27 protein-coding genes and 2 pseudogenes are annotated in these 26,434 nt (G+C 67.3%); 20 read left to right on the top strand and 9 right to left on the bottom strand.

The features are described 5' to 3' along the window. Nucleotides 1–36: 36 nt before the first annotated feature. The 5 genes and pseudogenes from K8W59_RS06875 to K8W59_RS06855 form a co-directional block, all read left to right on the top strand. Complete coding sequence (locus K8W59_RS06875; RefSeq protein WP_148615125.1) at nucleotides 37–312, top strand: helix-turn-helix transcriptional regulator; 276 nt, start codon at nucleotides 37–39, stop codon at nucleotides 310–312. A 105-nt stretch (nucleotides 313–417) separates the two neighbouring features. Beyond that, a complete protein-coding gene (locus K8W59_RS06870; RefSeq protein ID WP_223398728.1) occupies nucleotides 418–1,224 on the top strand; it encodes a site-specific integrase in 807 nt (268 codons plus the stop codon). After that, complete coding sequence (locus tag K8W59_RS06865) at nucleotides 1,184–1,474, top strand: transposase (protein ID WP_223396547.1); 291 nt, start codon at nucleotides 1,184–1,186, stop codon at nucleotides 1,472–1,474. The genes K8W59_RS06870 and K8W59_RS06865 overlap by 41 nt, the downstream gene beginning before the upstream one ends. Beyond that, a complete protein-coding gene (locus K8W59_RS06860; RefSeq protein ID WP_223396340.1) occupies nucleotides 1,471–2,421 on the top strand; it encodes an IS3 family transposase in 951 nt (316 codons plus the stop codon). The genes K8W59_RS06865 and K8W59_RS06860 overlap by 4 nt, the downstream gene beginning before the upstream one ends. A 33-nt stretch (nucleotides 2,422–2,454) precedes the next feature. Then, nucleotides 2,455–2,922: pseudogene (locus tag K8W59_RS06855) on the top strand (tyrosine-type recombinase/integrase); the annotation flags it as partial. A gap of 129 nt (nucleotides 2,923–3,051) precedes the next feature. Here the strand turns inward: K8W59_RS06855 and K8W59_RS06850 are convergent. Continuing rightward, nucleotides 3,052–3,855, bottom strand: a complete 804-nt coding sequence (locus tag K8W59_RS06850) for a restriction endonuclease (protein WP_223398710.1) — start codon at nucleotides 3,853–3,855, stop codon at nucleotides 3,052–3,054. Between the two features lie 96 nt (nucleotides 3,856–3,951). Here K8W59_RS06850 and K8W59_RS06845 point away from each other — a divergent pair, with 96 nt between their 5' ends. Continuing rightward, entirely contained in the window at nucleotides 3,952–4,416 is a 465-nt protein-coding gene (locus tag K8W59_RS06845) for a hypothetical protein (protein ID WP_223398707.1), read from the top strand. A gap of 664 nt (nucleotides 4,417–5,080) precedes the next feature. On the opposite strand, the gene K8W59_RS06840 is transcribed toward K8W59_RS06845, so the two are convergent. Continuing rightward, the gene (locus tag K8W59_RS06840; RefSeq protein WP_223398703.1) at nucleotides 5,081–6,022 is read right to left on the bottom strand and encodes a GlxA family transcriptional regulator; all 942 of its coding nucleotides are present in this window, start codon (nucleotides 6,020–6,022) and stop codon (nucleotides 5,081–5,083) included. Nucleotides 6,023–6,130: 108 nt separating this feature from the next. Here K8W59_RS06840 and K8W59_RS06835 point away from each other — a divergent pair, with 108 nt between their 5' ends. The 5 genes and pseudogenes from K8W59_RS06835 (at nucleotide 6,131) to K8W59_RS06815 (ending at nucleotide 11,576) form a co-directional block, all read left to right on the top strand. Continuing rightward, nucleotides 6,131–6,442, top strand: a complete 312-nt coding sequence (locus tag K8W59_RS06835; RefSeq protein ID WP_006247389.1) for a putative quinol monooxygenase — start codon at nucleotides 6,131–6,133, stop codon at nucleotides 6,440–6,442. Nucleotides 6,443–7,074: 632 nt separating this feature from the next. After that, nucleotides 7,075–8,147 (top strand): annotated as a pseudogene (locus K8W59_RS06830) (ISL3-like element ISPfr2 family transposase); the annotation flags it as partial. 43 nt (nucleotides 8,148–8,190) lie between these two features. Then, on the top strand, nucleotides 8,191–8,481 hold the full coding sequence (locus tag K8W59_RS06825; protein ID WP_223396547.1) for a transposase: 291 nt from the start codon (nucleotides 8,191–8,193) through the stop codon (nucleotides 8,479–8,481). After that, nucleotides 8,478–9,428, top strand: a complete 951-nt coding sequence (locus K8W59_RS06820) for an IS3 family transposase (RefSeq protein WP_223396340.1) — start codon at nucleotides 8,478–8,480, stop codon at nucleotides 9,426–9,428. The genes K8W59_RS06825 and K8W59_RS06820 overlap by 4 nt, the downstream gene beginning before the upstream one ends. Before the next feature lie 900 nt (nucleotides 9,429–10,328). Beyond that, entirely contained in the window at nucleotides 10,329–11,576 is a 1,248-nt protein-coding gene (locus tag K8W59_RS06815) for an IS256 family transposase (protein WP_223398700.1), read from the top strand. Nucleotides 11,577–11,882: 306 nt separating this feature from the next. On the opposite strand, the gene K8W59_RS06810 is transcribed toward K8W59_RS06815, so the two are convergent. From K8W59_RS06810 to K8W59_RS06790, 5 genes are all read right to left on the bottom strand, one after another. Then, nucleotides 11,883–13,274, bottom strand: coding sequence for a multicopper oxidase family protein (locus K8W59_RS06810; protein WP_223398697.1), 1,392 nt, complete (start codon nucleotides 13,272–13,274; stop codon nucleotides 11,883–11,885). A 110-nt stretch (nucleotides 13,275–13,384) separates the two neighbouring features. Beyond that, nucleotides 13,385–13,591, bottom strand: a complete 207-nt coding sequence (locus tag K8W59_RS20350) for an SHOCT domain-containing protein (protein WP_223399752.1) — start codon at nucleotides 13,589–13,591, stop codon at nucleotides 13,385–13,387. Between the two features lie 720 nt (nucleotides 13,592–14,311). Further along, nucleotides 14,312–14,719: an MMPL family transporter gene (locus K8W59_RS06800; protein ID WP_223398694.1), complete on the bottom strand. Its 408-nt coding sequence runs from the start codon at nucleotides 14,717–14,719 to the stop codon at nucleotides 14,312–14,314. Nucleotides 14,720–14,748: 29 nt separating this feature from the next. Next, nucleotides 14,749–15,015: a metal-sensitive transcriptional regulator gene (locus tag K8W59_RS06795; protein ID WP_263283294.1), complete on the bottom strand. Its 267-nt coding sequence runs from the start codon at nucleotides 15,013–15,015 to the stop codon at nucleotides 14,749–14,751. Beyond that, a complete protein-coding gene (locus K8W59_RS06790) occupies nucleotides 15,015–15,452 on the bottom strand; it encodes a DUF302 domain-containing protein (RefSeq protein ID WP_223398685.1) in 438 nt (145 codons plus the stop codon). Before K8W59_RS06790 ends, K8W59_RS06795 begins: the two co-directional genes overlap by 1 nt. A gap of 151 nt (nucleotides 15,453–15,603) precedes the next feature. Here K8W59_RS06790 and K8W59_RS06785 point away from each other — a divergent pair, with 151 nt between their 5' ends. The 7 genes from K8W59_RS06785 (at nucleotide 15,604) to K8W59_RS06755 (ending at nucleotide 21,567) form a co-directional block, all read left to right on the top strand. Continuing rightward, a complete protein-coding gene (locus tag K8W59_RS06785; RefSeq protein WP_223398683.1) occupies nucleotides 15,604–15,906 on the top strand; it encodes a rhodanese-like domain-containing protein in 303 nt (100 codons plus the stop codon). A 9-nt stretch (nucleotides 15,907–15,915) separates the two neighbouring features. Then, entirely contained in the window at nucleotides 15,916–17,406 is a 1,491-nt protein-coding gene (locus K8W59_RS06780; RefSeq protein WP_223398681.1) for an MBL fold metallo-hydrolase, read from the top strand. A 1-nt stretch (nucleotide 17,407) separates the two neighbouring features. Further along, a complete protein-coding gene (locus K8W59_RS06775; RefSeq protein ID WP_223398679.1) occupies nucleotides 17,408–18,232 on the top strand; it encodes a sulfite exporter TauE/SafE family protein in 825 nt (274 codons plus the stop codon). 37 nt (nucleotides 18,233–18,269) lie between these two features. Beyond that, nucleotides 18,270–20,435, top strand: a complete 2,166-nt coding sequence (locus K8W59_RS06770) for an MMPL family transporter (RefSeq protein WP_223398677.1) — start codon at nucleotides 18,270–18,272, stop codon at nucleotides 20,433–20,435. A gap of 150 nt (nucleotides 20,436–20,585) precedes the next feature. Further along, complete coding sequence (locus tag K8W59_RS06765; protein ID WP_223398666.1) at nucleotides 20,586–20,753, top strand: hypothetical protein; 168 nt, start codon at nucleotides 20,586–20,588, stop codon at nucleotides 20,751–20,753. Further along, on the top strand, nucleotides 20,750–20,953 hold the full coding sequence (locus K8W59_RS06760) for a YgaP family membrane protein (protein ID WP_030485876.1): 204 nt from the start codon (nucleotides 20,750–20,752) through the stop codon (nucleotides 20,951–20,953). The genes K8W59_RS06765 and K8W59_RS06760 overlap by 4 nt, the downstream gene beginning before the upstream one ends. Beyond that, nucleotides 20,950–21,567, top strand: coding sequence for a class I SAM-dependent methyltransferase (locus K8W59_RS06755; RefSeq protein ID WP_223398664.1), 618 nt, complete (start codon nucleotides 20,950–20,952; stop codon nucleotides 21,565–21,567). Before K8W59_RS06760 ends, K8W59_RS06755 begins: the two co-directional genes overlap by 4 nt. 654 nt (nucleotides 21,568–22,221) lie before the next feature. Here K8W59_RS06755 and K8W59_RS06750 read toward each other — a convergent pair. Together K8W59_RS06750 and K8W59_RS06745 are read right to left on the bottom strand one after the other, a co-directional pair. After that, a complete protein-coding gene (locus K8W59_RS06750) occupies nucleotides 22,222–23,424 on the bottom strand; it encodes an AAA family ATPase (RefSeq protein WP_223398662.1) in 1,203 nt (400 codons plus the stop codon). A gap of 130 nt (nucleotides 23,425–23,554) precedes the next feature. Next, nucleotides 23,555–23,710 carry a hypothetical protein gene (locus tag K8W59_RS06745; RefSeq protein WP_223398660.1) on the bottom strand — a complete coding sequence of 52 codons (156 nt, stop codon included), beginning with the start codon at nucleotides 23,708–23,710 and terminating at the stop codon, nucleotides 23,555–23,557. A gap of 491 nt (nucleotides 23,711–24,201) precedes the next feature. On the opposite strand from K8W59_RS06745, the gene istA reads away from it, so the two are divergent. Together istA and istB are read left to right on the top strand one after the other, a co-directional pair. Beyond that, on the top strand, nucleotides 24,202–25,455 hold the full coding sequence (istA, locus tag K8W59_RS06740; RefSeq protein WP_223398657.1) for an IS21 family transposase: 1,254 nt from the start codon (nucleotides 24,202–24,204) through the stop codon (nucleotides 25,453–25,455). Further along, nucleotides 25,455–26,276: an IS21-like element helper ATPase IstB gene (gene istB, locus K8W59_RS06735; protein WP_223398655.1), complete on the top strand. Its 822-nt coding sequence runs from the start codon at nucleotides 25,455–25,457 to the stop codon at nucleotides 26,274–26,276. The genes istA and istB overlap by 1 nt, the downstream gene beginning before the upstream one ends. Nucleotides 26,277–26,434 lie beyond the last annotated feature (158 nt).

Genomic DNA, 26,434 nt, shown 5'->3' with positions numbered 1-26,434 from the left:
GACCAACTGTCCGTCAACGCCGCGAGGAGGGGCTGGATGATGGCAACGAACTCGAACGTGCCGGCTATGGAACCGGGAATCTTTGGGCCGCGGCGGCGCGGAGACCGCGGAAGCCGGGCACCCAGGCTGGTCGAGGCCCAAGAGCTGTGGGACATCGACGATGTCGCTTCCTACCTTGGCGTGACAAAGCAGACCATCTACTCCTGGCGGACGACAGGTTACGGCCCGGCCGGCTTCCGTGTCGGCAAGCACCTGCGCTGGCGGGCAGCAACCGTGATCAATTGGACGCTGCGACTCGAGGAGAATCAGTGATCCCGACAGGCCATCAGCCTGACCCGGAATCGACTCCATCGCCACCAGCGAGCAGATGCTCATCAGCATGTTTGGTCACCCGGTCCGACGCTGCCGAGGGCTGCCATGGCAAGCATTAGCTCTGGGAGACCAGCCGACGACGGCAGCCCTCGCTACGTCGTCAACTACCGAGATCCCGAGGGGCGGCAGCGTCGTAAGACCTTCCGACGCAAGGCCGAGGCGGCTGCGTTCCGCAACACGGTCGAGGCGGACAAACTTCGTGGAACCTACCTCGATGTCGACGCCGGCAGGATCTCATTTCGCGCCTACGCCGAGGAGTGGCTCGACAGTCGGACCTTCAGTCCGCTGACCTACGAGGCGACCGAATTGCGACTCAGGCTCCATGTGTTCCCGACGCTAGGACACCTCGAGCTGCGACAGATCAAGCCGTCGACCATCCAGAAGCTCCTACGGTCGATGGAGATGGCCGAGACCTACCGGCGCGTCATCTTCTCTAACGTGTCTGCCATCTTCTCGGCTGCGGTCGACGACGACATGATTGCCAAGAATCCGTGCAAAGCGAGTTCAGTGACAAGGCCCGCAACGTCGCGCCGCAAGGTGGTGCCTTGGCCGACCGAGTGGGTCTCCTCCATGCACGACGCGCTTCCGCCGCAGTACAGGATCGCAGTCACGTTGGGATCGGGGCTGGGACTACGCCAAGGCGAGGTATTTGGGCTCGCGGTCGAGGATGTCGACTTCCTCCGCGGAGTTGTGGAGGTCAGGCGGCAAGTCAAGGTGTTCGGAGGCAACCGCCTGGTCTTTGGCCTGCCGAAGGGCGACAAGACCCTGAGGTTCCCCCCGGACCGTAGAGGCATCGACAATGAGGATCGAGATGCCACAGAAGCGGAAGAAGTACGACCGGGAGTTCCGTGAGGGAGCTGTCCGGATCGTCGAAGAGACCGGGAAGCCGATCGCTCAGGTCGCGCGCAACCTCGGCGTGGTCGAGGGCACGTTGGGCAACTGGGTCAAGCAGGCCCGGGAAGCACGCGAGGGCCGCGACGGAATGTCGAAGGACGACCACGAGGAGCTCAAGCGGCTGCGTGCTGAGAACGCCGAGCTCCGGATGGAGCGTGATGTCCTCAAGCGATCCGTGGTCCTGTGGGTGAAGGAGGCGACGAAGTGAGCGTGGCACGCTTCATCGCCGACCAGAGGACGATCTACCGGGTGCCGCACACGATGACCTGCCTGCTGCTGGGGGTGTCCCTGGCGTGGTTCTACAAGTGGCGCGACCGGTCGCTCGGCCCGGGCGCCTCGAGCGGCCTGTTCACCGCTATGGACCGTCGCCGCTACACCATCGACCGGGCCGTGAAGGTGATGTTCACCAAGAAGCGGGGCCTGCACGGCTCCCCGCGGTTGCACGCTGACCTGCTCGATGATGGGTGGGAGGTCAGCGAGAAGACCGTCGCGGACTCGATGCGCCGCCAGGGGCTGGTCGCCCGGCGGATCAAGCGGAGGAACGGTCTGACACGCCAGGACAAGACCGCACCGAAGTTCGCCGACCTGCTGCGCCGTGACTTCACCGCGCAGCGGCCTAACGCCCGCTGGGTTGGCGACATGACTGAGATCCCCACGGCCAGCGGGAAGCTGTACCTGGCCACCGTGATCGACCTGTACTCGCGTCGTCTGCTCGGCGCCGCGACCAGCCTGCACCCCGACGCCGAGCTGGCGTGCGCGGCGATCAAGATGGCCGTGGCGGCTCGCGGTGGCGTCGATGCGGTCAACCAGCCGGGTTGGCGCACCGAGGAGACCAAGCGGGTCATCTTCCACACCGACCGGGGCTCGACCTACACCGCGACCTCGTTCACCAAGCTGTGCCGCGACATGGGCATCCGGCAGTCGATGGGCCGGGTCGGGTCGTGCTTCGACAACGCCGCCGCTGAGGCGTTCTTCAGCAGCCTGGAGTGGGAGGTTCTCTCACGCCACGAGTTCGAGCACACCCGCCAGGCCCAGGCTGTCGTGCTGGACTGGTGCTACGGGTTCTACAACCACGAACGCCGGCACAGCTCGGCAGGCATGATGAGCCCGGTCAGCTACGAGAACACCGCGGCCCCCGACCGGGAAGCCGCATAAGGAAGCCCTCCACGATTCGGGGGGAACCACACCCGAACCGTCCCCTTGCCCGAGAGCGTCGCGACGGAACTCAGCAACCACCTCGCTACCTACCCGCGACGGAGCATCACGCTTCCGTGGGGAACGCCCCAGGCGGACAAGAAGTCGAGCGCAGGGCTCATACTCACCACACGCGAGCGTTCTGCCCTCAACCGCAACTACTTCAACACACGGCTCTGGAAGCCCGGCCAAGCCCATGTGGGCATCGAGCAATCGCGTGACAACGGCATGCACGCTCTACGCCACTGGTACGCCTCCGTGCTGCTAGACGCCGGCGAATCGATTCGCGCCGTGTCCGAATACCTCGGCCACAGCGACCCCGGGTTCACCTTGCGCACCTACACCCATCTCATGCCCAGCAGCACGGAGCGAACCCGTGCAGCAGTGGATGCGGCCTTTGCAGCCGGGCGCCACGCGGGCAAAGAGGCTGACACAGAACTCGAGCAACCCTCTCGGGGCTAGCGGGCGCCAGCCCAGCAACGCAAGTTGACTGACTACCGCAGCGACAGAGGTCGACCCGCTCATGGTCTGCGGGAATGGGCCTTCTCAATGTCTAACACTAGGAGGTCTTGGCACGATCAGCCGTCACAACTAGCTGTCGAGGAAGTCCCATTCGGCCCCAAGGACCCAGCGGATCGCAGAGATCTTTCCGGAGAGCATGCCCCAGTCGAACTGAGTCTCGGTGTCCTTGCGGAGCAGCTCGACTCCGTACTGTTCCTCAATTCGGCGGGCGGCCGCCTGTGCTGTCGCCCAGATCTCCGCCGAATAGCCCTCGGGGCGCTCGTCACCAGTCGACGCCTCCGAGCGACCGTACCAGAGCCGATCGAACAGCTCGTGTTCGACCTCCATGATTTCGGAGACACGACGCAGTGCAGACGTCTCAACCTGATGCCTGAACGCGAGATCCATCCGGTCAGCCAGCAGCCTCCGCAGTTGCGGCATTTCCCACGTCCTCACGCGGAACGCCGGCCTCGTCTGGTTGAAACTTGAGATCCAGTCCTTCGCTCCGTTGGTGAAGAATCCCGAGGCAACAAACAGCACCGTGTCCGGCCGCTCGGCCGTGGCCCAGGCGATCGTCCCTTGTAACGCTTCGGGCGGCACTCCACGTGTGTAGTGCTTGCAGTCGACGAACCACGTCTCGAGATAGTGGTGTCCGTCAACGTCGCGGCGTTCGAGCTGAGCCACGATGTCGCGCCCGCGATCGGCCGGCGAGGATTCCTTGGGCGTTCCCTTCCGCCAGTCGACGTTCACGAAACCCGTCTCTGACATCAGGTCGAAGCAGAACTCTTCGAAGTCGGTCGGGCTGAGTGCGTCGAAGCCGACCGCACCCAAGAGCATCTCAGCTGGATCCTCTGGAAGAAGGTCGTCAGCCGAGGAGAGCCCGTCGTCGGTCATGCGCCCACACTAGGACGCCGGCGGCCGGCTACTCCCGTCTCATCGACTCCCGTCCCTGCCAGTTGCGTCAGATCGAATGAGCGCGACAGCCAGGCGATGGACGAGATCACCGACTACCTCGCCACCATCGACGAGAAGCTCGATGATGTACTCCGCGCACAGAAGGACTCGGTCCTGGCCGGAGCGGCCGGGCAGGTCGGCGATCTCGCCACGGCGGCCAAGGCCGCCGAGTCGACGGCGCGCGACCACCCCTCGAAGGCCCGGGCCGTGGTGCACTCTCGCAATCACGTCGGCACTGCGGTCGTCGACTTCCAGGGCCTGCTCGGCATCGAGTCCGGCCACCATCCAGTGGAGGCACGGCGATGGGTCGAGGCAGCCTCCGCGGTGCGCGACAGGGCGCGCGACGCCGGCGCTGAGCGCGTCGACGCCGCCAAGAGGCTCAGCACCGAGACCCGCGTCCGAGCACGTTCGGCCACCAGCCGGCTCTCTGACGAGATCGCGCAGAAAGCCCGCCGTCGCCGCAGCACCGACCAGGACGTCGTCGACGACTCGGACGGTTGAAGCACGTGCGGTCGACCCCGGGGGCGACATGATGGCGCAGTGGAAGCCTCCGAAGAGCAGGCGGATCGCGAATCAGGCTGCGCGGACCAAGCTGCTGCACAAGGTGATCGGTGACGACGCCCGAGCCTTGCTGATCCGGTACCGCGAGGTCGACATTCAGGACCTCAGCCGAGTTCTCTCTCGCGCACACTCCACCACCCCGAGGAATTGAAGGCCGCGCTCACCAATGATCCGCGCTTCGACCTCTCCGAGGCGACGGTGGCACTAAACGGGCTCTTCCCAGATGAGGGTGTAGGTCGGCCGGGCGCGTCGGTCTGCAGGTAGACGTCGAGGTCTCCCGACGATGGAGGTTCCTACGCCATCCATCCGAAAGACCTCGACGTGACCGACGCTACCCCGCCGGCCGGCTTCGGCCGCCCTGACCTGACCGCCTTCGCGTCTCATCTCAATCGACCCTGATCGGGTCTGCTGACCCCTCGACGAGAACGCAGCGACATCACAGCCACCCGACCCCGACCGTCCGGGATGCCGGGACACGTCACATGGCCTGTGCTGCGGGCGTGTCGAGTGGGTCGTCCAGGGGCGATGCAGGAGCGTCGACGCGACGTGCTGAGAGGTGGTTCCAGTCGAGCACTAGGACACCGGCTACAGGCATGGCGATAGGTCAGGAACGGCGTCGCTCCCTGCGCAGGAGGGAGCGCAGAGTCTCGGCGTTCGCGTAGCCGACCCGTAGCGCGATCTCGGCGGAGGTGAGGTCCGTGGTTGCTGAGAGGTGCCGAGCTCGTTCGATGCGAAGCCGTTGGACGAAGCCGAGCGGAGTGAGGTTGAGCGCCGCACGGACTCGTCGTTCGAGGGTGCGCCGGCTGGTGCCGAGCGACTGCGCGACGAAGGCGACGTTGAACGGTTCGTCCAGGCGGGCGCGCACGAAGCGTTCGAACTCGACGACGATCGGGTCCTCGTGCCGGAGATGTTCGTAGGCGACGAAGGCCGCCTGCGACGGGCGCTCGTCGATGATGAGGAGCTTGGCGACATGTTGGGCCAGGTCGGGGCTGATCGATCGCACGAGTGAGAGCGCGAGGTCGATGTGGGCGAAGGCGGCGCCGGCGGTGACGAGGTTTCCGTCGACCACGACCATGGTGTCGAGATCGAGTGCGACGGTCGGATAGCGCTTCAGGAACTCGGGCCCCAGGAACCAGCTGGTCGTCGCCCGCCGATGATGCATCCGTCCGGTCTCGGCGACAGCGAACACGCCGGTGCACGCCGCGGCGATCCGGGTGGTCGCGTCGTCGAGGCGCCCGAGCGAGGCGATGACCGAACGAGCATCTCGGCTCTGGAGGGCGTCGTTGGTAGCGGCGGCCGTGAGGGTTCCAAGCGCAGGGACGACGACCACGTCGAACTCTGCGGACTCCGACAGCGGGTGGTCCACCGACAGGGTCATCGATGCCGTCGTGGTCACTCTCCGTTTCGGTCCGAGGATGGCGAGTTCGATCGGGTCGATCCGCGGGTCGACATCGCTGCGGGCTCCGTCGGCCACCCGCATGATGTCGATGATCGACGCGACAGCCGAACCGAAGCAGCCGTCGATCGCGATCAGTCCGATACGCATGGCGCGAACAATAGCAATACTGCCGTATACGCCACTTCTCACATGCCCTTGCTCGTCATACGCTGAACTCGCTTCACCAAGAAACCTCGACACCTAGGAGAACCCCTCATGTCCACACCCGCATCACTTCCGTATGCCTTCGTCGCCAAGATCGTCGCGGCCGATGGACAGCACGACGCGCTCGCCGATCTGCTCGCCGGCGCTGTCGCGCTCGCCAACGAAGAGGTAGGAACGATTGTCTGGTTCGCGGCTAGGACCCACGCCGACACCTTCTGGATCTTCGATGCATTCCCCGACGAGGCCGCTCGCGACGCCCACGCCAACGGCGCCATCGTCGCAGCCCTGATGGCCAACCAGCACCTCCTCGGCGCAGCACCCGAGATCCTGGCGGCCGACGTCCTCGCGTCCAAGCTCCCGTAGTCCGCCAACGCACGAGACGATCGCGCCCCGCCGAGCCGTCGCCAGGTCGCGACGCAACGCCACGCTGCGTTGCCGAGCGGTGCGAGGCCTATCGGCACACGGACAGGATGCCGGCCGCGAGCGCTCAGCCGGCGAGGGGTCCGTCGCAGAGGAGAGCGACGTCGGTGTCGGGCAGAGCCGTGAGGCCAGCGCATCGCGCGACCACCAGAACCGAACCGCCCCTGCCCTGCGTTTGCGCAGGTCAGGGGCTGTTCGCCGGAGCTGCCTGTCGGAATCGAACCGACGACCTAATCACGTCGGCTTTGCGTCTATCGCTTGATGCGCCCACTGGGCGAACGAGCCGCTGACCTGCGCAAACGCCGAGCGTGGGGGACGCCGCCATCCGGTGGTGACCGACGACGACCGACCAGTACCGACCGTTTCACCGGAGCTTGCGGCGGCGTCGAAGCCGAGCAAGCTCCATTCCTTTAGCTCACCGCGCGCTCCTCCTCGCCGGTCCCGTCGTCGTCGAAGACGTTTCAGGGGGCTTCTCAGATGAGGGTGTAGGTCGGCCGGGCGCGTCAGTCCGCAGATAGACGTCGAGGTCTCCCGACGACGGAGGTTCCTACGCCATCCATCCGAAAGACCTCGACGTGTCCGACGCTACCCCGCCGGCCGGCTTCGGCCGCCCTGACCTGACCGCCTTCGCTCGACTCGACGGCCTCGGTCTGAGCGTGACCGGACAGCGACTTGAACCGGATTGTGCGGTCCTCGCGTGCCGCGTGGTGGAACCAGATCAGTGGTGCCGACGGTGCGGCAGCGAAGGCGCTGCTCGTGACACCGTGATCCGGCGGTTGGCCCACGAGCCGCTGGGCTGGCGACCGACCGTGCTGGAAGTTGTAGTGCGCCGCTACCGCTGTGCCGACTGCGGACACGTGTGGCGTCAAGACACCAGCGCCGCGGCGGAGCCACGCGCGAAGCTCTCGCGCACCGGGCTGCGGTGGGCGCTGGAAGGGATCGTGGTCGCACACCTCACCGTCGCCCGTGTCGCCGAGGGACTCGGGGTCGCGTGGGACACCGCCAACAACGCGGTCCTGGCTGAAGGCAAGCGGCTGCTGATCAACGACCCCACGCGGTTTGAGGGCGTGAAGGTCATTGGCGTCGTGAGCACGTCTGGCGCCACACCAGGCGTGGCGACAAGTACGTCACCGTGATCATCGACCTCACCCCGGTCCGCGATGGCGCCGGCCCAGCAAGGCTGCTGGACATGGTCGAGGGCCGGTCGAAGGCGGCGTTCAAGACCTGGCTCGCCGACCGCGACGACGCCTTCCGTGACGCGGTCGAGGTGGTCGCGATGGACGGCTTCACCGGGTTCAAGACCGCCGCTGCAGAGGAGATCCCGGACGCGGTCACGGTGATGGATCCCTTCCACGTCGTGCGCCTGGCCGGTGACGCCCTCGACAGGTGCCGGCGCCGGGTCCAACTCGCGATCCACGGGCACCGTGGGTTCAGAGACGACCCGCTCTACAAGTCGCGGCGCACGCTGCACACCGGCGCGGACCTGCTCACCGACAAGCAGAGCGACAGGCTACGCGCGCTGTTCGTTGATGACGCTCACGTCGAGGTCGAGGCGACCTGGGGTGTCTACCAGCGCATGATCGCCGCCTATCGCCACGAGGACCGGCAACGTGGCCGCGAGCTCATGGAGAAGCTGATCACCGACCTGAGGTTCCCCCCGGACCGTAGAGGCATCGACAATGAGGATCGAGATGCCACAGAAGCGGAAGAAGTACGACCGGGAGTTCCGTGAGGGAGCTGTCCGGATCGTCGAAGAGACCGGGAAGCCGATCGCTCAGGTCGCGCGCAACCTCGGCGTGGTCGAGGGCACGTTGGGCAACTGGGTCAAGCAGGCCCGGGAAGCACGCGAGGGCCGCGACGGAATGTCGAAGGACGACCACGAGGAGCTCAAGCGGCTGCGTGCTGAGAACGCCGAGCTCCGGATGGAGCGTGATGTCCTCAAGCGATCCGTGGTCCTGTGGGTGAAGGAGGCGACGAAGTGAGCGTGGCACGCTTCATCGCCGACCAGAGGACGATCTACCGGGTGCCGCACACGATGACCTGCCTGCTGCTGGGGGTGTCCCTGGCGTGGTTCTACAAGTGGCGCGACCGGTCGCTCGGCCCGGGCGCCTCGAGCGGCCTGTTCACCGCTATGGACCGTCGCCGCTACACCATCGACCGGGCCGTGAAGGTGATGTTCACCAAGAAGCGGGGCCTGCACGGCTCCCCGCGGTTGCACGCTGACCTGCTCGATGATGGGTGGGAGGTCAGCGAGAAGACCGTCGCGGACTCGATGCGCCGCCAGGGGCTGGTCGCCCGGCGGATCAAGCGGAGGAACGGTCTGACACGCCAGGACAAGACCGCACCGAAGTTCGCCGACCTGCTGCGCCGTGACTTCACCGCGCAGCGGCCTAACGCCCGCTGGGTTGGCGACATGACTGAGATCCCCACGGCCAGCGGGAAGCTGTACCTGGCCACCGTGATCGACCTGTACTCGCGTCGTCTGCTCGGCGCCGCGACCAGCCTGCACCCCGACGCCGAGCTGGCGTGCGCGGCGATCAAGATGGCCGTGGCGGCTCGCGGTGGCGTCGATGCGGTCAACCAGCCGGGTTGGCGCACCGAGGAGACCAAGCGGGTCATCTTCCACACCGACCGGGGCTCGACCTACACCGCGACCTCGTTCACCAAGCTGTGCCGCGACATGGGCATCCGGCAGTCGATGGGCCGGGTCGGGTCGTGCTTCGACAACGCCGCCGCTGAGGCGTTCTTCAGCAGCCTGGAGTGGGAGGTTCTCTCACGCCACGAGTTCGAGCACACCCGCCAGGCCCAGGCTGTCGTGCTGGACTGGTGCTACGGGTTCTACAACCACGAACGCCGGCACAGCTCGGCAGGCATGATGAGCCCGGTCAGCTACGAGAACACCGCGGCCCCCGACCGGGAAGCCGCATAAGGAAGCCCTCCACGATTCGGGGGGAACCACAACGTCGAGGTCTTTCGGGTGGCTGGCGTAGGAACCGCCATCTTCGAAAGACCTCGACCTCTATCCCGGCACCGACGCGCCGACCCCGGCCGCGTCGTCCGCTACACCCTCAACTGTGAAGAGCCCGTTAACGTCATCGCGGCTCGGCCCCGCCTCGCCGAGGCACCCGCGACGTCCCCAACGCGCCCAACGGCACCGAGGCGGTAGTTTGAGGACGAGGACGTCTTCGTAGTTGCCTCTGAAGGGCCGACAATCGCTCGGCTGTTACAAACGGGATACAAATCGCCTGAACGAATCGGAGTTTGCGCAGGTCAGCATGGGTCAGTCAGTCAGTATTACGACCTGTAGTCACTTCTCGCGTAGAGCTCGAACTCGCCGAGTGTGATCGCGACGTGGCTTCCAGTCTGCAACCACGCAAGCGCTCATCGGAGATGATGACCCGCCGTGCCGCGCTGGGTGGCGTGTTTACGGCCATGGTTGTGGCTGGATGCGGGGGTGGGGACGCGTCTACCTCGTCGACCTCGCGGGAGGTGGATTACCGGAGCGTTGGGCCTACGGATTTTGCGTTGCTGGCGGAGAGAACATCGACTTTCGTGCTCAACGTGCATACGCCTGATGAAGGGAGCATTCCCGGGACCGATGCGACGATTCCCTACGATCAGCTTGAGCGACGCGCTGGGGAGTTGCCCGACCGTTCCATGATGGTGGCTGTTTACTGCCGCACCGGGCGGATGAGCACCGAAGAGTTGAGTCCCCGATAGTGGTGTAGCGCGGTCGCCGAGATCGTCGCCGGCGTGTACGTCGGCGCGGGCGCGGCCACCGCGTGATCCTTCGAGTCAACCTTCTACCGAATCCTCGAGGACCATCACGATGACCGCTCCCCACATTGTCGACCCTGCCGGCCTGCTTGGCGAAGCACTCGCCGAAGCCTCGCCCGATCTGATGCGCGATCTGCTGCAGACGATGATCAACGCCCTGCTGTGCGCCGATGCCGATGCGGTGGTCGGCGCCGAATACGGCCGACCCACACCCGGCCGGACGACGCAGCGCAACGGCTACCGCCACCGCGACCTAGACACCCGGGTCGGCACCATCGACGTCGCGATCCCCAAGCTCCGCAAGGGCACCTACTTCCCCGAGTGGCTGCTCGAGCGCCGCAAGCGCTCCGAGGCCGCGCTGATCACCGTCGTGGCCGACTGCTACCTCGCCGGCGTGTCCACGCGGCGGATGGACAAGCTGGTCAAGACCCTGGGCATCGACTCGCTGAGCAAGTCCCAGGTCTCCCGGATGGCGGCCGAGCTCGACGAGCACGTCGAGCAGTTCCGGCACCGACCCCTCAACGACGCCGGTCCGTTCACGTTCGTGGCCGCCGACGCGTTGACGATGAAGCTGCGCGAGGGCGGCCGGGTGATCAACGCGGTGGTGCTGCTCGCCACCGGTGTCAACGGCGACGGACACCGCGAGGTCCTCGGCATGCGCGTGGCCACCGCTGAGACCGGCCCGGTCTGGAACGAGTTCTTCGCCGACCTCGTCGCCCGCGGCCTGACCGGGGTCCGTCTGGTCACCTCAGATGCCCACGCCGGCCTGGTCGAAGCGATCGCGGCGAACCTGCCTGGAGCCTCCTGGCAGCGCTGCCGCACCCACTACGCCGCGAACCTGATGTCGGTGACGCCCAAGACCATGTGGCCCGCGGTCAAGGCGATGCTGCACTCGGTCTACGACCAACCCGACCGGCCCGCGGTCCATGCCCAGTTCGACCGGCTCCTGGACTACGTCGACGGCAAGCTCCCCGAGGTCCACGACCACCTCGACACCGCCCGCGCGGACATCCTGGCCTTCACCGGCTTCCCCAAGGACGTGTGGACCCAGATCTGGTCCAACAACCCCGCCGAACGCCTCAACCGCGAGATCCGCCGCCGCACCGACTCCGTGGGCATCTTCCCCACCCGCGACGCCATCATCCGACTCGTCGGAGCCGTGCTGGCCGAGCAGACCGACGAATGGGCCGAAGGCCGCCGCTACCTCGGACTCGAGGTCCTCGCCCGCTGCCGGGTCAACATCATCCCCACCACCGAACCCGAGATCGGAGCCGATAACCTCCCCGCCCTGACCGCCTGAGCCACCACGAAGGAGAACGCAGCGCTACACCACTACCCGGGACTTGACCCACCGAAGCCGTGTCTACGCTTCGCGAACTTGGTTTCACACGCATCACCGAGCTGTCAGGGGGCATGGAAGCATGGCGGGCCGAGGGGCGACAGCTGTTGACCGAAAGGTGATGAATCCCTCGTCGTCGCTCGGGGATCGACCCGACAACCCGACCTCATCGCGAGAAGTGCTGGCCGATGGCGAACTAGCAACCGGTCCTTTTGAGGGGTTGTGTCGCCTCAATGACGTCCGCACCTCAAGGACGTCGGGCACGGCTCACGCTGACGGCACAGACTCCACGACCGCCATCATGCCGTTGTCCTCGTGGTCGAGGATGTGACAGTGGTAGACCGTTCGTCCGGTGTAGTTGTCGAAGGACACCCGCACGGTCACCTCGCTGCGAGGTGGCACGTTGACTACGTCTTGCCGGAACACCCCTCGGACGGGCTGACCAGCCTCAGCGGTGATCTGCATGGGCCACACGTGGAGGTGGATGGGGTGATCCATCGGCGAGTCGTTGACGAGCGTCCATTCCTCGACCGTGCCCTGCTGGACGGTCTGGTCGATCCGTTGGGCGTCGAACTCCTTGCCGTCGACGGTGAAGCTCATCCCCATAGCCTCTCCCCCACCGCCGCCCATGCCCATGCCGCCGCTCATGTCGCCGCCCATGCCCATGCCCATGCCCATGGCGAAGGTGATCCGTCGCCGCCTTGCGGGCTCGACGGCGCGCAGGTCCTCCGGCGTCGGTTGAACCGGAACCGCAGGCAACGCGGGCGCGGTGTCGCCCTCCACCCGGAGTGTCGCCAGTGCCCCGACACCGCCGGACAGGTCGCCGAGGGAGCTCATCATGCCCATCCCACCGCGGTCGACAGCCCCGGTCTCCCACGATGCTGACCCGGCACGGGTTGACACGAGAAGGTCAGCTCGGTTGCCGGGGGCCAGCGCGAGCTCGTCGACCGGTCGAGGCTCGGGAAATCGGCCGGAGTCGATGCCGAGGAGTTCGCAGTCCTGACCGTCCAGCCGCAGGCGCAGGTAGCGGGCGGAACAGGCGTTGATGATGCGCCAGCGTTCCCGCTCACCCGGGCGGGCGCTCAGTCTCGGCGTCGCGTGTCCGTTGACTAGGACCAGGTCGCCTTCCCTGCCCGCCATGCGGCTCATCGTGGACGGCTGCACGACCTGACCGTCCCTGTCGAGGGTGATGTCGGAGATCACGAGCACACGTTCGCGGGTGACGGCGATGGGGTCGGGGTCCTCGACGATGATTGCGCCGTAGAGGCCTCGGAAGACCTGGTCGGCGACCATGCCGTGGTGGTGGGGGTGGTACCAGTACACCCCGGGCGGGTGGTCCTCGGGCAGCTGGTAGTTGTAGTCGAAGGACTCGCCGGGCTCGACGCTGATGAAGACGTTGTCGCTGTTGCCCTGCGGGGAGACATGCAGTCCGTGGACATGCAGGTTGGTCGCCGTGTCGAGCCGGTTGACCAACCGCGCCTGCAGCCGGTCCCCCGGACGCAGTCGCAGTGTGGGCCCCGGCAGACTCCCGTTGTAGCCGTACACCGTTGCCTCGCGGCCGGCCACAGCGATCTGGCCCTGGGCTGCCTCCAGCCGCACCTGTAGGAGGCCGCCGCGGCTGCGGAGCGCTTCCGGCTCGGTCAGGTCCGAACCCGTCACTGGGACCAGGCGTGAGCCGCGCTGCCACACCAAGCCTGTGGTTCCGATCGCGAGGCTGGCGACGCCGAGGCCGCCCAGCTGGAGGGCGTGGCGGCGGGTGATGGGCCGCACTACCGGCCTTCCCCCAGCGCGCGTAGCCGTTCTTGGTACTCCTCGGTAGTCAGTTCGCCGCGGGCGTAGCGCTCATCGAGCACCTCCCGGGCTCGGCCTGGACCAGGTGGCGCATCCGTCGGCGTTCCCGGGGCCGAGGAGCGAGGCGACACGCCTCCACCGATGGCGCGCACGGCGAGGACGATCAACAACACCACCCCGACCATGACCAGTGGTCCGAACATCCATCCCCAGCCCATGCCAGAACCCATCATGATCGCTCCTTCTCTGGCTTCTCTGTCTGTGTCAGACCTCGTTGTGTCGTTGCCCGCCAATGTGGCAGTCCCCCGACTCCTGGGGTCGGGACATGCGCGTCTACCCTTCGGCGCCGGCGGCCGGTGGCCCATCTAGCGATCAAAGCGAGCACGGCGATCGCGAGGCCGGCTATCGCCCAGGCGGTTGGGCTCCGCCAGCCGGGACCCACCGAGACAAGGCCGCCCGGCGCGGCGGCGGTGAAAACGTTGAGTGGCTCAATCATCGGAACCCTTCTTGTGTGTTGTGTTCGTCCCGCTGGATAGTTGACGGCCGCTTCTGCTGCTTGGCGCCGGCCGACCGGCGGGTGCAGTCGATGAACCCGAGTTGCGATTCGCGGGCGACGACCGCAGCGGTCCCACTCGGGCATGGTCCTGGCCCTGATCGTCCGAGGGTGGGACGGACGGGCTTCTTGGCCGGCGGGCGCGTTGAAAGGGCCCCGGGTTCGGGTCTCGGCGCGTCTTTGCCTGCATCCGACGGCGCCAGTGACGACCGAACTCTGTGCGCCGAGCCGCGAGCCGGCGCGACGGGATGGCCGCCCCGATAGACGGTAGGTGCGGGGCGCGTCGGCCGGGGCGCCAAAGTGTCACTCCGTCCGGATCGGCGTGCTCCATAAGACGTTTGGTCATCTCCGCTCACCCATTGAGGACGCGAGTGAGCCAGCTGGCCTTCCGGTCCGGTTGTGGGTGGCGGGGCCACCACTGGTCTGGGGAGGAGGTCCGCACCTGGTTGGCGTGTTGGCCGCAGCCTGTCCAGGTGGACCTGCCGCAGGTGCGGCATGTCGTGGCAAGGCGCATGGTGTGCTCCTGTTCTCGAGGGTCGGTGGTGCGACGAGGTGTGGGTTCAGCCGGTGCGAAGGTGAAGATCACCGCGACCATGACGGCACCGGCGGCGAAGATCACGCGCTCGGGATGGGCCAGGGAACCGACGATGGCATCCGTCGGGTTCCCGTACCGCTCGTAGTGCTCCTTGCCGGGGGCGAGCAGGAAGACGGTGTAGTCCATCGCGATCGCGAAGATCATGACGAAGAAGAACACCGGCACCGGGTCGTGAGCTCCGCGGATGGACCGCCTCAGGCCAGGGCGAGGAAGAGCTTCTCCATCTTCTTGACGTCCACGCCGTCGAGACCCTCGTTGGACTCGGCGAGGCAGTGCTGCAGCCCGGTGGCAACGATGGCGTAGCCAGCACGGGAGAGGGCCTTGTTGACCGCGGCGAGTTGGGTAAGGACAGACTCGCAATCGGAGCCTTCCTCCATCATGCGGATCACGTGGGCGAGGTGGCCGTTGGCGCGCTTCATACGGGTGATGATCGCCTTGATCTCGGTGGGCTCGAGGTCCATCAGGCCTGCCCTCCGTTCTGGGTAGAAGCAATAGGGCCAGCGGCGACGGCCGACAGCGCCGTAAGGAGTCGCGCCCGTGCGTCCTCGGAGACGGCACGCAGCGCTTCGCTCGGCTCGGCGACGAACGACGTCATCATCGCCGGGTCGAAGGCCTCGACAACCGTGGCCTTCTCTCCCACCGAGCGGACGACGACGTTGCACGGCAGCAGCGCCGCGATGGACGGCTCAACCTGCAGTGCCTGGTGGGCGAGCTGCGGGCGGCAGGCGCCGAGGATGACCTGGGGGGCGACGTCGACGTCGAGCTTGGTCTTGAGGGTCGACTTCAGGTCGATCTCGGTGAGCACGCCGAAGCCTGCCTCGGCGAGCTGCTCGCGCACGGCAGCCACCGTCTCCTCGTAGGTGCGCTCCGTGGTGATCGCGAGCGTGTAGTCGGCCATCGTCCTGCCTTTCGTTGGTCCTTGGTGGCCCTTCCGGGGGCCTCGTCCGCCAACTGTACAACCCCCCCGGGGGTTATGCTAACTTGTGTCTCGAACCCCCCCGGGGGTTGTGTTGTAACCAGGTTCGATCAGCCAGTGAAGGAGTCCCTCCATGTGTGAGACCACCGTCGACCAGCTCGCTGCAGCGCTCGATCAGGGCGCGCCTGTCATCGACGTCCGCGAGCCTGCGGAGTTCCGCGAGGGCCACGTGCCCGGTGCGACCAACATCCCGATGGGCCAGCTGACCGCCCGCCTGGGCGAGATTGACCCGAACCGACCGGTGCACGTGGTGTGCGCCTCGGGCAATCGCAGCAGCGCGATGGCCGACGTCCTGACCGCCAACGGCTTCGACGCGATGAATGTCGCCGGTGGCACCAGAGCCTGGATCCGCTCCGGGCGACCGATCGAGAAGTGAGGCGAACATATGACTGACGACACCACCACCGAGACACCCGCGCCGGCCTCGGCGACCGAGGAGGCGCAGCAGCGGCCAGCCGACGGGCTGACCGTCCGGACCCTGGAGACGCCGTCCCTCGGCGACCGCACCTACGTGGTCCACGACGGTGAAGTCGCCCTCGTGATCGACCCGCAGCGCGACATCGACCGGGTGCTGGAGGTGCTCGAGGCCGACGGGGTCCGATTGACCCACGTCTTTGAGACCCACATCCACAACGACTACGTCACCGGTGGCCTGGCGCTCGCGCAGACAACCGGAGCGGCCTACCTGGTCAACGGCGAGGACGACGTGTCCTTCGACCGCACCCCGATCGCCGACGGCGAGGTCGTCGAGGTCGGCGACCGCATGCGCGTCCGCGCGATCGCCACCCCCGGCCACACCTTCACCCACCTCTCCTACGCGCTCTCGGTCGACGGCCCCGACGGCGAGGAGCCGTACGCCGTGTTCACCGGCGGCTCGCTGCTCTACGGCGCCACCGGCCGACCCGACCTGCTCGGCGAGGAGCACACCGACGCGCTGGTACGCCACCAGCACGCCTCCGCGCACAAGCTCGCAGCCGAGCTTCCCGACGAGGCCGAGGTCTACCCGACCCATGGGTTCGGGTCCTTCTGCTCGGCCACCCAGTCCGACGCCACCGCCTCGACCATCGGGAAGGAGAAGCGCTCGAACCCGGTCCTGACCCAGGACGAGGAGACCTACGTCCGCGAGCTCCTCGACGGCCTCGGTGCCTGGCCGGCGTACTACGTCCACATGTCACCGGCCAACGCCGCTGGCCCATCCGCGCCCGACCTCTCCCCTGTCCAGGAAGCCGACGCGACCGAGCTGCGGCGCCGGATCGAGGCCGGAGAGTGGGTGGTGGACCTGCGCAACCGCAAGGCCTTCGCCGCCGGGCACGCCCCCGGCACCTTCAACTTCGGCCTCGACGGTGCCTTCTCGACCTACCTGGGCTGGCTGATCGAATGGGGCACCGCCGTGACCCTGCTCGGCGAGACCGCCGAGGACGTAGCCACCGCCCAGCGCGAGCTGGTCCGGATCGGCATCGACCGGCCCGCAGCCCAGGCCACCGGAGGACCACAAAACTGGAGCGACGGCGACCTCGGTAGCTTCCCCACCGCCACCTTCGCCGATTTGGCGCAGGTGCGTCACCACCGCGACGTCGTCGTACTCGACGTGCGCCGCGCCGACGAGTACGAGGGTGCAGCGATTGCCGGGGCGGTCAACATCCCGATCCACGAACTGCCCCGTCGCGTCGGCGAGGTGCCCGCCGGTGAGGTGTGGGTGCACTGCGCCAGCGGCTACCGCGCCTCGGTCGCTGCCTCGTTCGTCGCCGCCGCCGGCCGGACCCCCGTCGCAGTCGACGACTCCTTCGAGAACGCCGAGAAGGTCGGTCTGCACCTGGTGAGCCCCGAAGACGACAGCACCGACACGACCGACGGTGCCGACGGGCCCGACGCCTGAGATGACACTGCTCCTCGCCGTCGCCGCCGGCGCGCTCATCGGCCTGTCCCTGGGGGCACTCGGTGGCGGCGGCTCGATCCTGGCCGTGCCGGTGCTGGTGTACCTGCTCGACCAGTCCGCCTCCCAGGCGACGACCGGGTCGCTGGTGGTCGTCGGCGTCACCTCCCTGATCGGGGCGATCGCCGCACACCGCGCGGGCAACGTGCTGCTCGGCCGCGGCCTGGTCTTCGGCCTGGTCGCGATCGGCGGGGCGGTGGCGGGAGCGGAGGCGTCCGATCGGGTCTCCGAGGAGGTCCTGTTGGCCGCCTTCGCCGCCCTGATGCTGCTGGTCGGCGGGACGCTGGCCTGGCGCCAGCTACGCCACCGTCGCGGAGACGACGCTCGGCACGCCGCGCGGCCCACCCTGGACGACCCGATCATCACGTTCAGCCCGACGTTCGCCTGCCAGTGCCCCCGGGCCCTCAAGGTGCTGCTGACCGCCACCGTCGTCGGGGCACTGACCGGCTTCCTGGGCGTCGGCGGCGGCTTCCTCGTCGTCCCCGCCCTCCTGCTCGCCCTCGCGCTGCCGATGGAGTACGCCGCAGGCACGTCACTGGTGGTCATCACCATCACCAGCGCCGCAGCGCTGGCAGTCCGGGCCGGTGCTGGCGCCACGCCGGACTGGACGTCCGTCGCCGTCCTCACCGCAACGTCGGCGGCAGCAGCCGTCGCAGGGGCCCGCCTCGCCGACCGTGTCGGCACCCACCGCCTCCAGGCGGCCTTCGCCGTCCTGGTCCTCGGCGTCGCCGTCTACACCGCCGCCCGCGCGGTCCCCGCCCTTCTCTGATCACACCCATCGCTCACCCTCACCGAACGGAACATCCATGAGCACCACCACCGCCCCGTCGAAGGGCGCCTCCCCCGACTTCACACCCGGCTTCCGCCCCGGACCCCTCGGCCGCCTCGGCCTCTGGGTGACCAGCCACGCCAAGCTCGTCACCGCCGTCTGGCTGCTCCTCATCGTGGGCTTGGGCGCCTTCGCACCCCAGGTCGAGCACAACCTGTCCGGCGCCGGCTGGCAGGCCGACGGCTCGGAGTCCGTCGCCGCGCGCGAGCTCGCCCAGAAGAGCTTCGGCGGCAACGCCTCCTCCGCCATCCAGGTCGTCGTGCACTCCACCGACGGACCCGTCACCGAGGGCCCCGGCGCCGAGGTCCTCGCCCAGGTGACCCGGCTGCTCGAGGCCGAGCCCCGCATCGCCGACGTGATCGCGCCGATGCCCGGCGCGACCATCAGCCAGGACGGCAGCACCGCGATCATCCTCGCGGGAGCGGGTGCCGACACCAACGAGATGGTCCGTGTCGCCACCGACCTGAAGGGCGACCTCCAGGACCTCTCGGTCGAGGGCATCCAGGTCAACCCGACCGGTTCCTCGCTGCTCTGGTCGGACTTCAACGAGGCCAACCTCGAGGCGATGCTGAAGTCCGAGATGGTGTCCTGGCCCGTCACCATGGCGATCCTGGTGCTCGCCTTCGGCGCACTGGTCGCCGCGGGCCTCCCCCTCATCCTGACCCTCGCCGGACTGGTCGCCTCCGCCGGCTCGCTGGTCCTCATCAACGAGCTCGTCCCGGTCTCCATCTGGGCGATGAACTTCGCGATGATGTTCGCCCTCGCGCTCGGCATCGACTACGCGCTGTTCCTCGTCGTCCGCTATCGCGCATCCCGCATGGGTTCGGGCAACTCCGCGCGTCAGGCCGTCGCCGAGACCATGGACACCGCCGGCAAGGCCGTCCTCCTCTCCGGCGCCACCGTGCTGATCTCGCTGTCGGCCGTGATGCTGGTGCCTTCGCCGTCCTTCCGGTCCATGGCCGGCGGGATCATGCTCTCGGTCGTCTTCGTCCTGGCCGCGACCCTGACCCTGCTGCCACTGGTGCTGTTCAAGCTCGACCACAAGATCAACAAGCTGTCCCTGCCGTGGGTCAAGACCGGAGAGCACCGCTCCCCGAAGTTCGCCGCCTGGGGCGAGCGACTCTGGAAGCGACCGCTCGTCTGGGGACTGAGCGCGCTCATCGTGCTCCTCGCGCTCGCCGCACCGATCATCGGACTCAAGACCGCCATGCCCTCCATCAAGGTCCTGCCCGAGGACGCCAGCGCCCGGATCGGCTACGACCTGGTCCAGGAGTCCTTCGGTGAAGGTGCACCCGGCACACTCCAAATAGTGATGACGGCCTCCGACGCCGAGACCGCGAGCACGGTACTTGCCTCCGACCCCGGCATCGCCGGAGCGATGCCCTCCATGCCGGCGGCCGACGACAGCGGGCTGGTCCTCATCCAGGCCGTCCCGACCGTCGACCCCTCCGACCCCGCCCTCAGCGACACCGTCGACCGGCTGCGCGCCGACCTGCCCGACAGCGCGCTCGTCGGAGGAGCGGCGGTGGAGAACCTCGACCTCAAGGCCCAGCTCGACGAATCCACGCCCCTGGTCATCGGCGTCGTCCTCGTGCTCGGCTTCCTGTTGCTGCTCGTCGCGCTCCAGGCGCCGCTGATCTCGCTGCTCGGCACGCTGGCCAGCCTGCTCTCGACCGCCGCCGCGTTCGGCGTGGCCCGTCTGGTTTTCCAAGAAGGCATCGGCGCCGACTTCCTCGGCTTCGAGAGCCAGGGCTTCCTCGACGCGTGGGCTCCGGTGTTCTTCTTCGCCATGATCTTCGCGATCGCGATGGACTACACGGTGTTCCTGCTCGCGTCGGCCAAGGAGCACTACGAGCACTCGGGCGACCCGAAGGACGCGATGGTCGGCTCGCTGACCCACTCCGGACGGGTCATCTTCGCCGCCGGCGCGGTCATGGTCGCGGTGTTCTTCACCTTCGCGCTCTCCGGCCCGCTACCGCCCAAGGAGATGGGCATCGTGCTCGGCGTCGCCGTGCTTCTCGACGCCTTCCTCGTGCGGCTCGTGCTGTTGCCCGTCATGCTGCGCCTCACCGGCAAGGCCGCCTGGTGGTCGCCGGCCTGGCTGCGCAAGGTGCTGCCGACCATCACGTTCTCGCACGGCTGACCACCCCTAGACCGCCGCGGCGTATCCCCCACGCCGCGGCACGTGGTCCGGACGCCCTCCCCCGGGCGTCCGGACCACACCCACCACCCACATCACCGCGCACCACCTTCGTCCTTTCCTGCACCACCTCGAACCAAAGGAGCTCTCACCATGTGCCGAGCAGTCAGCTGCAAGAAGTGCGGCAAGACCACCTGGGCCGGCTGCGGCCAGCACGTCGACCAGGTCCTCGCCCGCGTTCCACGCGCCGACCGGTGCACCGGCCACCCCCACGAGCCCGGCACCGGGTTCTTCAGCCGCCTCTTCGGAGGCAAGGCATGAACCTCGACCGCGCCGTGCTCCTCCTCGCCGGCACCATGACCCTGCTCAGCGCACTGCTGGTAGCCCTCGTATCACCGTGGTGGCTGCTGCTGACCGCCTTCGTCGGGCTCAACCTCCTCCAGTCGTCCATCACCGGCTTCTGCCCCGCGGCCGTCATCTTCCGGCGGCTCGGCGTCAGCAACGGGTGCGCCTTCCGATGAGCGACGACAACGCTGACCACTGGGATGCTGTCTTCGCGTCGCGCGACCTCGACACGGTCTCGTGGTTCGAAGAGACGCCCACCCACTCCGTGGAGCTCCTGCGCCAACAGCCCGGCTCGGTGATCGACATCGGAGCCGGCGCGTCCAGGCTCCCCGACGCGCTCCTCGCCGAGGGCCGCGACGACATCACCGTGCTCGACATCTCCCACGAAGCGCTCGCAGTGACGCACAAACGTCTCGGCTCCACCGCGGGTCGGGTCGCCTACGTCGTCAGCGACGTCCTCGCCTGGCAGCCCGCGCGCACCTACGACGCCTGGCACGACCGCGCCGTACTCCACTTCCTCACAGAACCGGCACACCAAGCGGCCTACGTCGACCTGGCCGCCCGCACCCTCTCCCCCGACGGCCTGCTGGTCCTGGCCACATTCGGCCCCGACGGACCCACGTCCTGCTCGGGCCTACCAACGGCCCGCCACTCAGCCGACGACCTCGCCGCCCTTCTCACACCCGCCTTCACCCTCACCCACGCCGAAACGCTGATCCACCGCACCCCCGCCCGCGCTGAGCAACAGTTCACCTGGGTCACCGCGCGGCGCACGAACGACTCTCATTGATCTGCGCGAGTACCCGGCTCGCGACGCAGCCAATCTAGAAAGCGGCTGATATCTAGATCAATCTAGGCGCTCCATCTCACCCGGGGACGTCCAGAGCACGCGGTAGCCTGTTACACATCCGGTACAAACAGCCGGCCAACCTCGACGTTTGCGCAGGTCAGCATGGGTCAGTCAGTCAGTACTACGACATCTAGTCTCGCGTGGGTGACGCCCACCGGGCTAGGTGCCTGAAACGGCCCCTGACCTGCGAAGACACTTTCCAACGTCTTCCAGCGTCAGGGGTCGCTTTTCGTTCGCCTGCGGCCCAGTCCGGCCCACGGGGCGTTCTCGGCGCTTACCCGGACCGGGTATAGGTGAGCAAACACTGGCGTCCCGCAAACCTTCGGTAGCGGTCGACAAGGGCATCGATCCACCCCAGAGGGTCGAGGTTCAAATCCTGCAGCTGGCCGCCGCAGGCACGTCTGCCCGCCCCGCGTCTGCTCGAGTCCGACCTAGGCGCCCTCCGGTGATCCGCCATCGTCGGTCGAACGTCTGACGCCCCCCGCTGTTTCTAGCGACGCCGTGACAGGCCAGGGCCCCGTCGAGCTCGCGGACCCCGTTGCGAGCGTTGGGCAAAAGCAGCAATGCCGTCGGATCGCCTGTCGGCATTCGACGTCAGGCGTCCGGCTTCGACAACTGTCCCTTGCCCACAGCAATCAGCGCAACCCCGCCTACGACGACGACCGCCTTCTGACCCACCTCTGTCCCAGCCGTCTTGAGTTGGGCCGAATCGCGCAGGGCGGCCCGCCACGGGGTCGCTCTCAAGGGGGCACGGGTCGTCGGAGCAATGCTCAACGGTGCGTGGAATTCGTCGACGCTCACCCCGATCCTGTTGAGCGACCCGAACACCGAGTTGGCCGCCCGGGCGTGCAGGAGAACGTGCTCGTTCGCAACCCCGCCTGTTGCTGTCAATTCGCCCATGAGCCGTGAGGTGGTCTCCAGCACGCTCGCCCGCCGCGTCTCCCGTGCCTCGGAAACGCCTCTGCGGTGTCCGTCCAGGCTCTCGGGCGCCGTAGCCAACACGTAGTCCAGCTCGACGACCCGAAATTGGTCTTGCAACTCGAAGCAGCGGGTCAAAATCGAGAGTTGCAGGCCCACTTCCTGCTCGAGTTCGCGCATCGTCTTCTTGATCTGACCGGGGCGGCTCAGGTCCTGCCCTTTCTCCGAGAGGGCACCCAGCTTGAGGAGGGCTCGGTTCTGAACCTCCAGGATCGTGGCTGACTCGCCGCTGACCTTTGTCCACAGCGTCTTGGGGTCTCCCCCGTGGTCGTGGATGGTCATGGCTTCCTGAATGGCCGCAGCCGCACGGTCCATCTTCGCGAGTACCTCATCGCGCTGATCCCGCCGCACGTCATCGAGCTTGGCGTCGATCCTGAGCAGCAGCGACTTGAGTTCCTGCGCCTCAACCTGTTGGGCGAGCTGACTCATGAGGCCGGCTACGCCGGAGAGCACTGCAGGATTTGTGAGCAGCGACGCCGGACCGTCCTCCACCTGAAGCCACTTTCCGATGCGGCCGGGGTCTCCCAGCATGGCGTAACTGACGCCCCCGGTCTTGGTCTTCATGAGACCGCCCCCGCCCTTGAGTGCCTTGGCCGACTCAGGAGTGAGCTTGAGGTACATCGCCGATTGCTCTGCGATGCCCGATGCCACCTCGGCGAGGTCCGAGCCGGCCCGTAGCGTGCCGCTGAGCTTGCCAAATGCAAACTCGCGAGCCTGCTCAAGCAGTCCTGCTCCATCCAAGAACCGCTCGACGGACCCGCGATCGCCGGCAACGACGACGCCTTCGCCGTCGCTGACCAACTCGACCTGGTTAGACACCTCGATGCTCTCCTTTCGCCGCCTTGAGCGTATCCGGGATCGGCGAGGGGAAGAGGAGATTCGGGTAGCGAGTGGGGACGGTCGGCGCCCGACCGTCGAAGGCTGCTCACGACTAACCTCGGACGAGAACTCATGTTCGCGGCACCTTGCTCGCCTCGAACTTGTCGATGAATTCCTCCAGGCTTCCGATGCTCAGCTCGTGCTTCGTTCGCCTGGCGTAGCTGAGCACCAGATCATGGTCGTATTCGCTGACGGCGTCACGGTCGTCAAGCCAGCTGCGGACCAAGCGCTCGGAGGTTCTGTCGGTCCAGCCCTTGTACCCCTCGTGCAGATGCTGGCGAGGATCTCGGTGGCCTGGTGACTCAAGCCAGCGTCCATGACCTCACCTGAGACAATGCGGTAGGCCTGCTTGACCTTGGCCCAGGCCCCATCTCGGAGGGGATCCATTCCAGAGCACGATGACGCTCTTCCCCAAGTGGTGCAGGTTCCCCCATCGTCATGTGGCGCGGACCCGATGCGAGAACGACTCCGCCTGTTCGACTGGGCGGCTGCGCCCGTCACGATGGTCTGCTTCGCCAGCTCCGGATGGCGGGTGGCGCCGTTCTCTGGACCGAGAGGACGGTCAGCCGCGCGGCGTGACGTGGGGCGAGTGCGAGCGGAAGCTGCTTGCCCGGGCCGAGGGTTGTCGACGGCACGTGAAAACTGACCCCCAAACGGCAACTGAAAACTGACCCCCTCCGAGACCCTGTCCTCGAGCTCGAGGCAGGGAGATGCGGAGTGTTGGCAGTGGAGGACTGGGCGGAGATCCGGCGGTTGCACCGCGTGGAGGGAGTGCCGATCAAGGTGATCGCCAGGTCGATGGGGATCTCGAAGAACACGGTGCGCAAGGCGCTGCGCGATGACGGGCCGCCGCGCTACGAGCGGGTCGGGCGTGGGTCGCTGGTTGATGCGGTCGAGCCGCAGATCCGAGAGCTGCTGCGGGTGACGCCGACCATGCCGGCGACGGTCGTGGCCGAACGGATCGGGTGGGAACACTCGATCCGGATCCTGCGGACCCGGGTCAGCGACCTGCGGCCGGTGTACCTGCCGCCGGACCCGGCATCGCGCACGACCTATGAGCCGGGTGAGCTGGCGCAGTTCGACTTCTGGTTCCCCGACATCGAGCTCCCCGTCGGGTACGGCCAGATCCGGACGGCAAAGCGGCTGCCGGTGATGACCACGGTGACCGGTTACTCGCGGTGGTCGGGCGGCTTGTTGATCCCTTCCCGCGATGCCGCGGATCTCTACGCCAGCTGGTGGCAGCTGCTGTCGACCCAGCTGCAGGGCGTGCCGAAGACACTGGTGTGGGACGGCGAAGGAGCAGTCGGTCGGTGGCGCGCCCGCCAACCCGAACTCACCGGCGATTGCCAGGCGTTCCGTGGCGTGCTCGGCGCGAAGGTCTACGTCTGCAAGCCAGCCGATCCCGAAGCCAAGGGCATGCTCGAGCGGCTCCACGACTACCTGGAGAAATCGTTCCTGCCCGGTCGCACGTTCACCTCACCAGAAGACTTCAACACCCAGCTTGCCGCGTTCTTCGTGAGAGCCAACGCCCGCCGGATGCGGGTCCTGGGCTGCAGCCCGGGTGACCGGGTTGCCGCGGACCGTGCCGCGATGATGCCCCTGCCGCCGGTGCCGCCCGAGGTCGGCTGGCGCAAGACCATGCGGCTGCCGCGCGACCACTACGTCCGGCTCGATTCCAACGACTACTCCGTTCACCCGGCTGTGGTCGGGCGGCGGATCGAGATCCACGCCGACCTCGAACGAGTGTGGGTGACATGTGAGGGCGCGATCGTCGCCGACCACGCCCGCGTGTGGGCCCAGCACCAGACCATCACCGAGTTCGAGCACACCGTCGCTGCCAAGCACCTGCGGCACGGTCGGGCGGACCTGCTGCGCCCGGTCGCCGACGCGGTCACCGGCGAGGAGGTCGAGATCCGCTCACTCGGGTTCTACGACCAAGCACTCGGCGTGGTCGACGGGGAGGTGTCCTGATGGCCACCAGGTCGACCACCAGAACCACGACGAAGCCGAAGACCGGGCGAGACGTCACCAGCGAGTTGGAGTACCTGACCCGGGCGTTGAAGGCACCCACCCTGCGGGAGTCGGTCGAGCGGCTGGCCGAGCGTGCCAGGGAGGAGTCATGGACCCATGAGGAGTTCCTGGCCGCCTGCCTGCAACGCGAGGTGTCGGCCCGGGAGTCCCACGGCGGCGAGGGACGGATCCGCGCCGCCCGCTTTCCCAGCCGCAAGAGCTTGGAGGACTTCGACTACGACCACGCCCGTGGTCTGAAGCGGGAGACGATCGCGCACCTGGGCACCTTGGACTTCGTCGCCGCCAAGGAGAACGTCGTGCTGCTCGGCCCGCCCGGGACCGGGAAGACCCATCTGGCCACCGGATTGGCGATCCGCGCTTGCCAGGCCGGACACCGCGTCCTGTTCGCCACCGCGTCCCAGTGGGTCGACCGGCTTGCTGAGGCCCACCACGCCGGCAAACTCCAAGACGAACTCCGCAAGCTGGTGCGCTACCCGGTGCTGGTCATCGACGAGGTCGGCTACATCCCCTTCGAACCCGAAGCCGCCAACCTGTTCTTCCAACTCATCTCATCCCGCTACGAACGCGCCAGCCTGATCGTCACGTCCAACAAGAACTTCGCCCGCTGGGGCGAGGTCTTCGGCGACGACACCGTCGCCGCGGCCATGATCGACCGGCTCGTCCACCACGCCGAGGTCATCGCCTTGAAGGGCGACTCCTACCGGCTGAAGAACCGAGAACTCGGCCGCGTCCCCGCGGCCGTCAACGAAGAGAACCAGTAACCGAGGGGGTCAGTTTTCGATTGCCGCGAGAGGGTCAGTTTTCAGCCGCCGTTGACAAGGGTGTCCTTTTCCCTCCTTACCGCGCGGGAGATAGATGTGGGACTGCTGCAGCAGTCCCATCGCCCGTCACCGGACTTGCGTTCTCCAGCCCAACGGAC

Source organism: Nocardioides rotundus (assembly GCF_019931675.1).
GTDB lineage: Bacteria > Actinomycetota > Actinomycetes > Propionibacteriales > Nocardioidaceae > Nocardioides > Nocardioides rotundus.
This window is presented reverse-complemented; position numbering and strand designations above follow the sequence as displayed.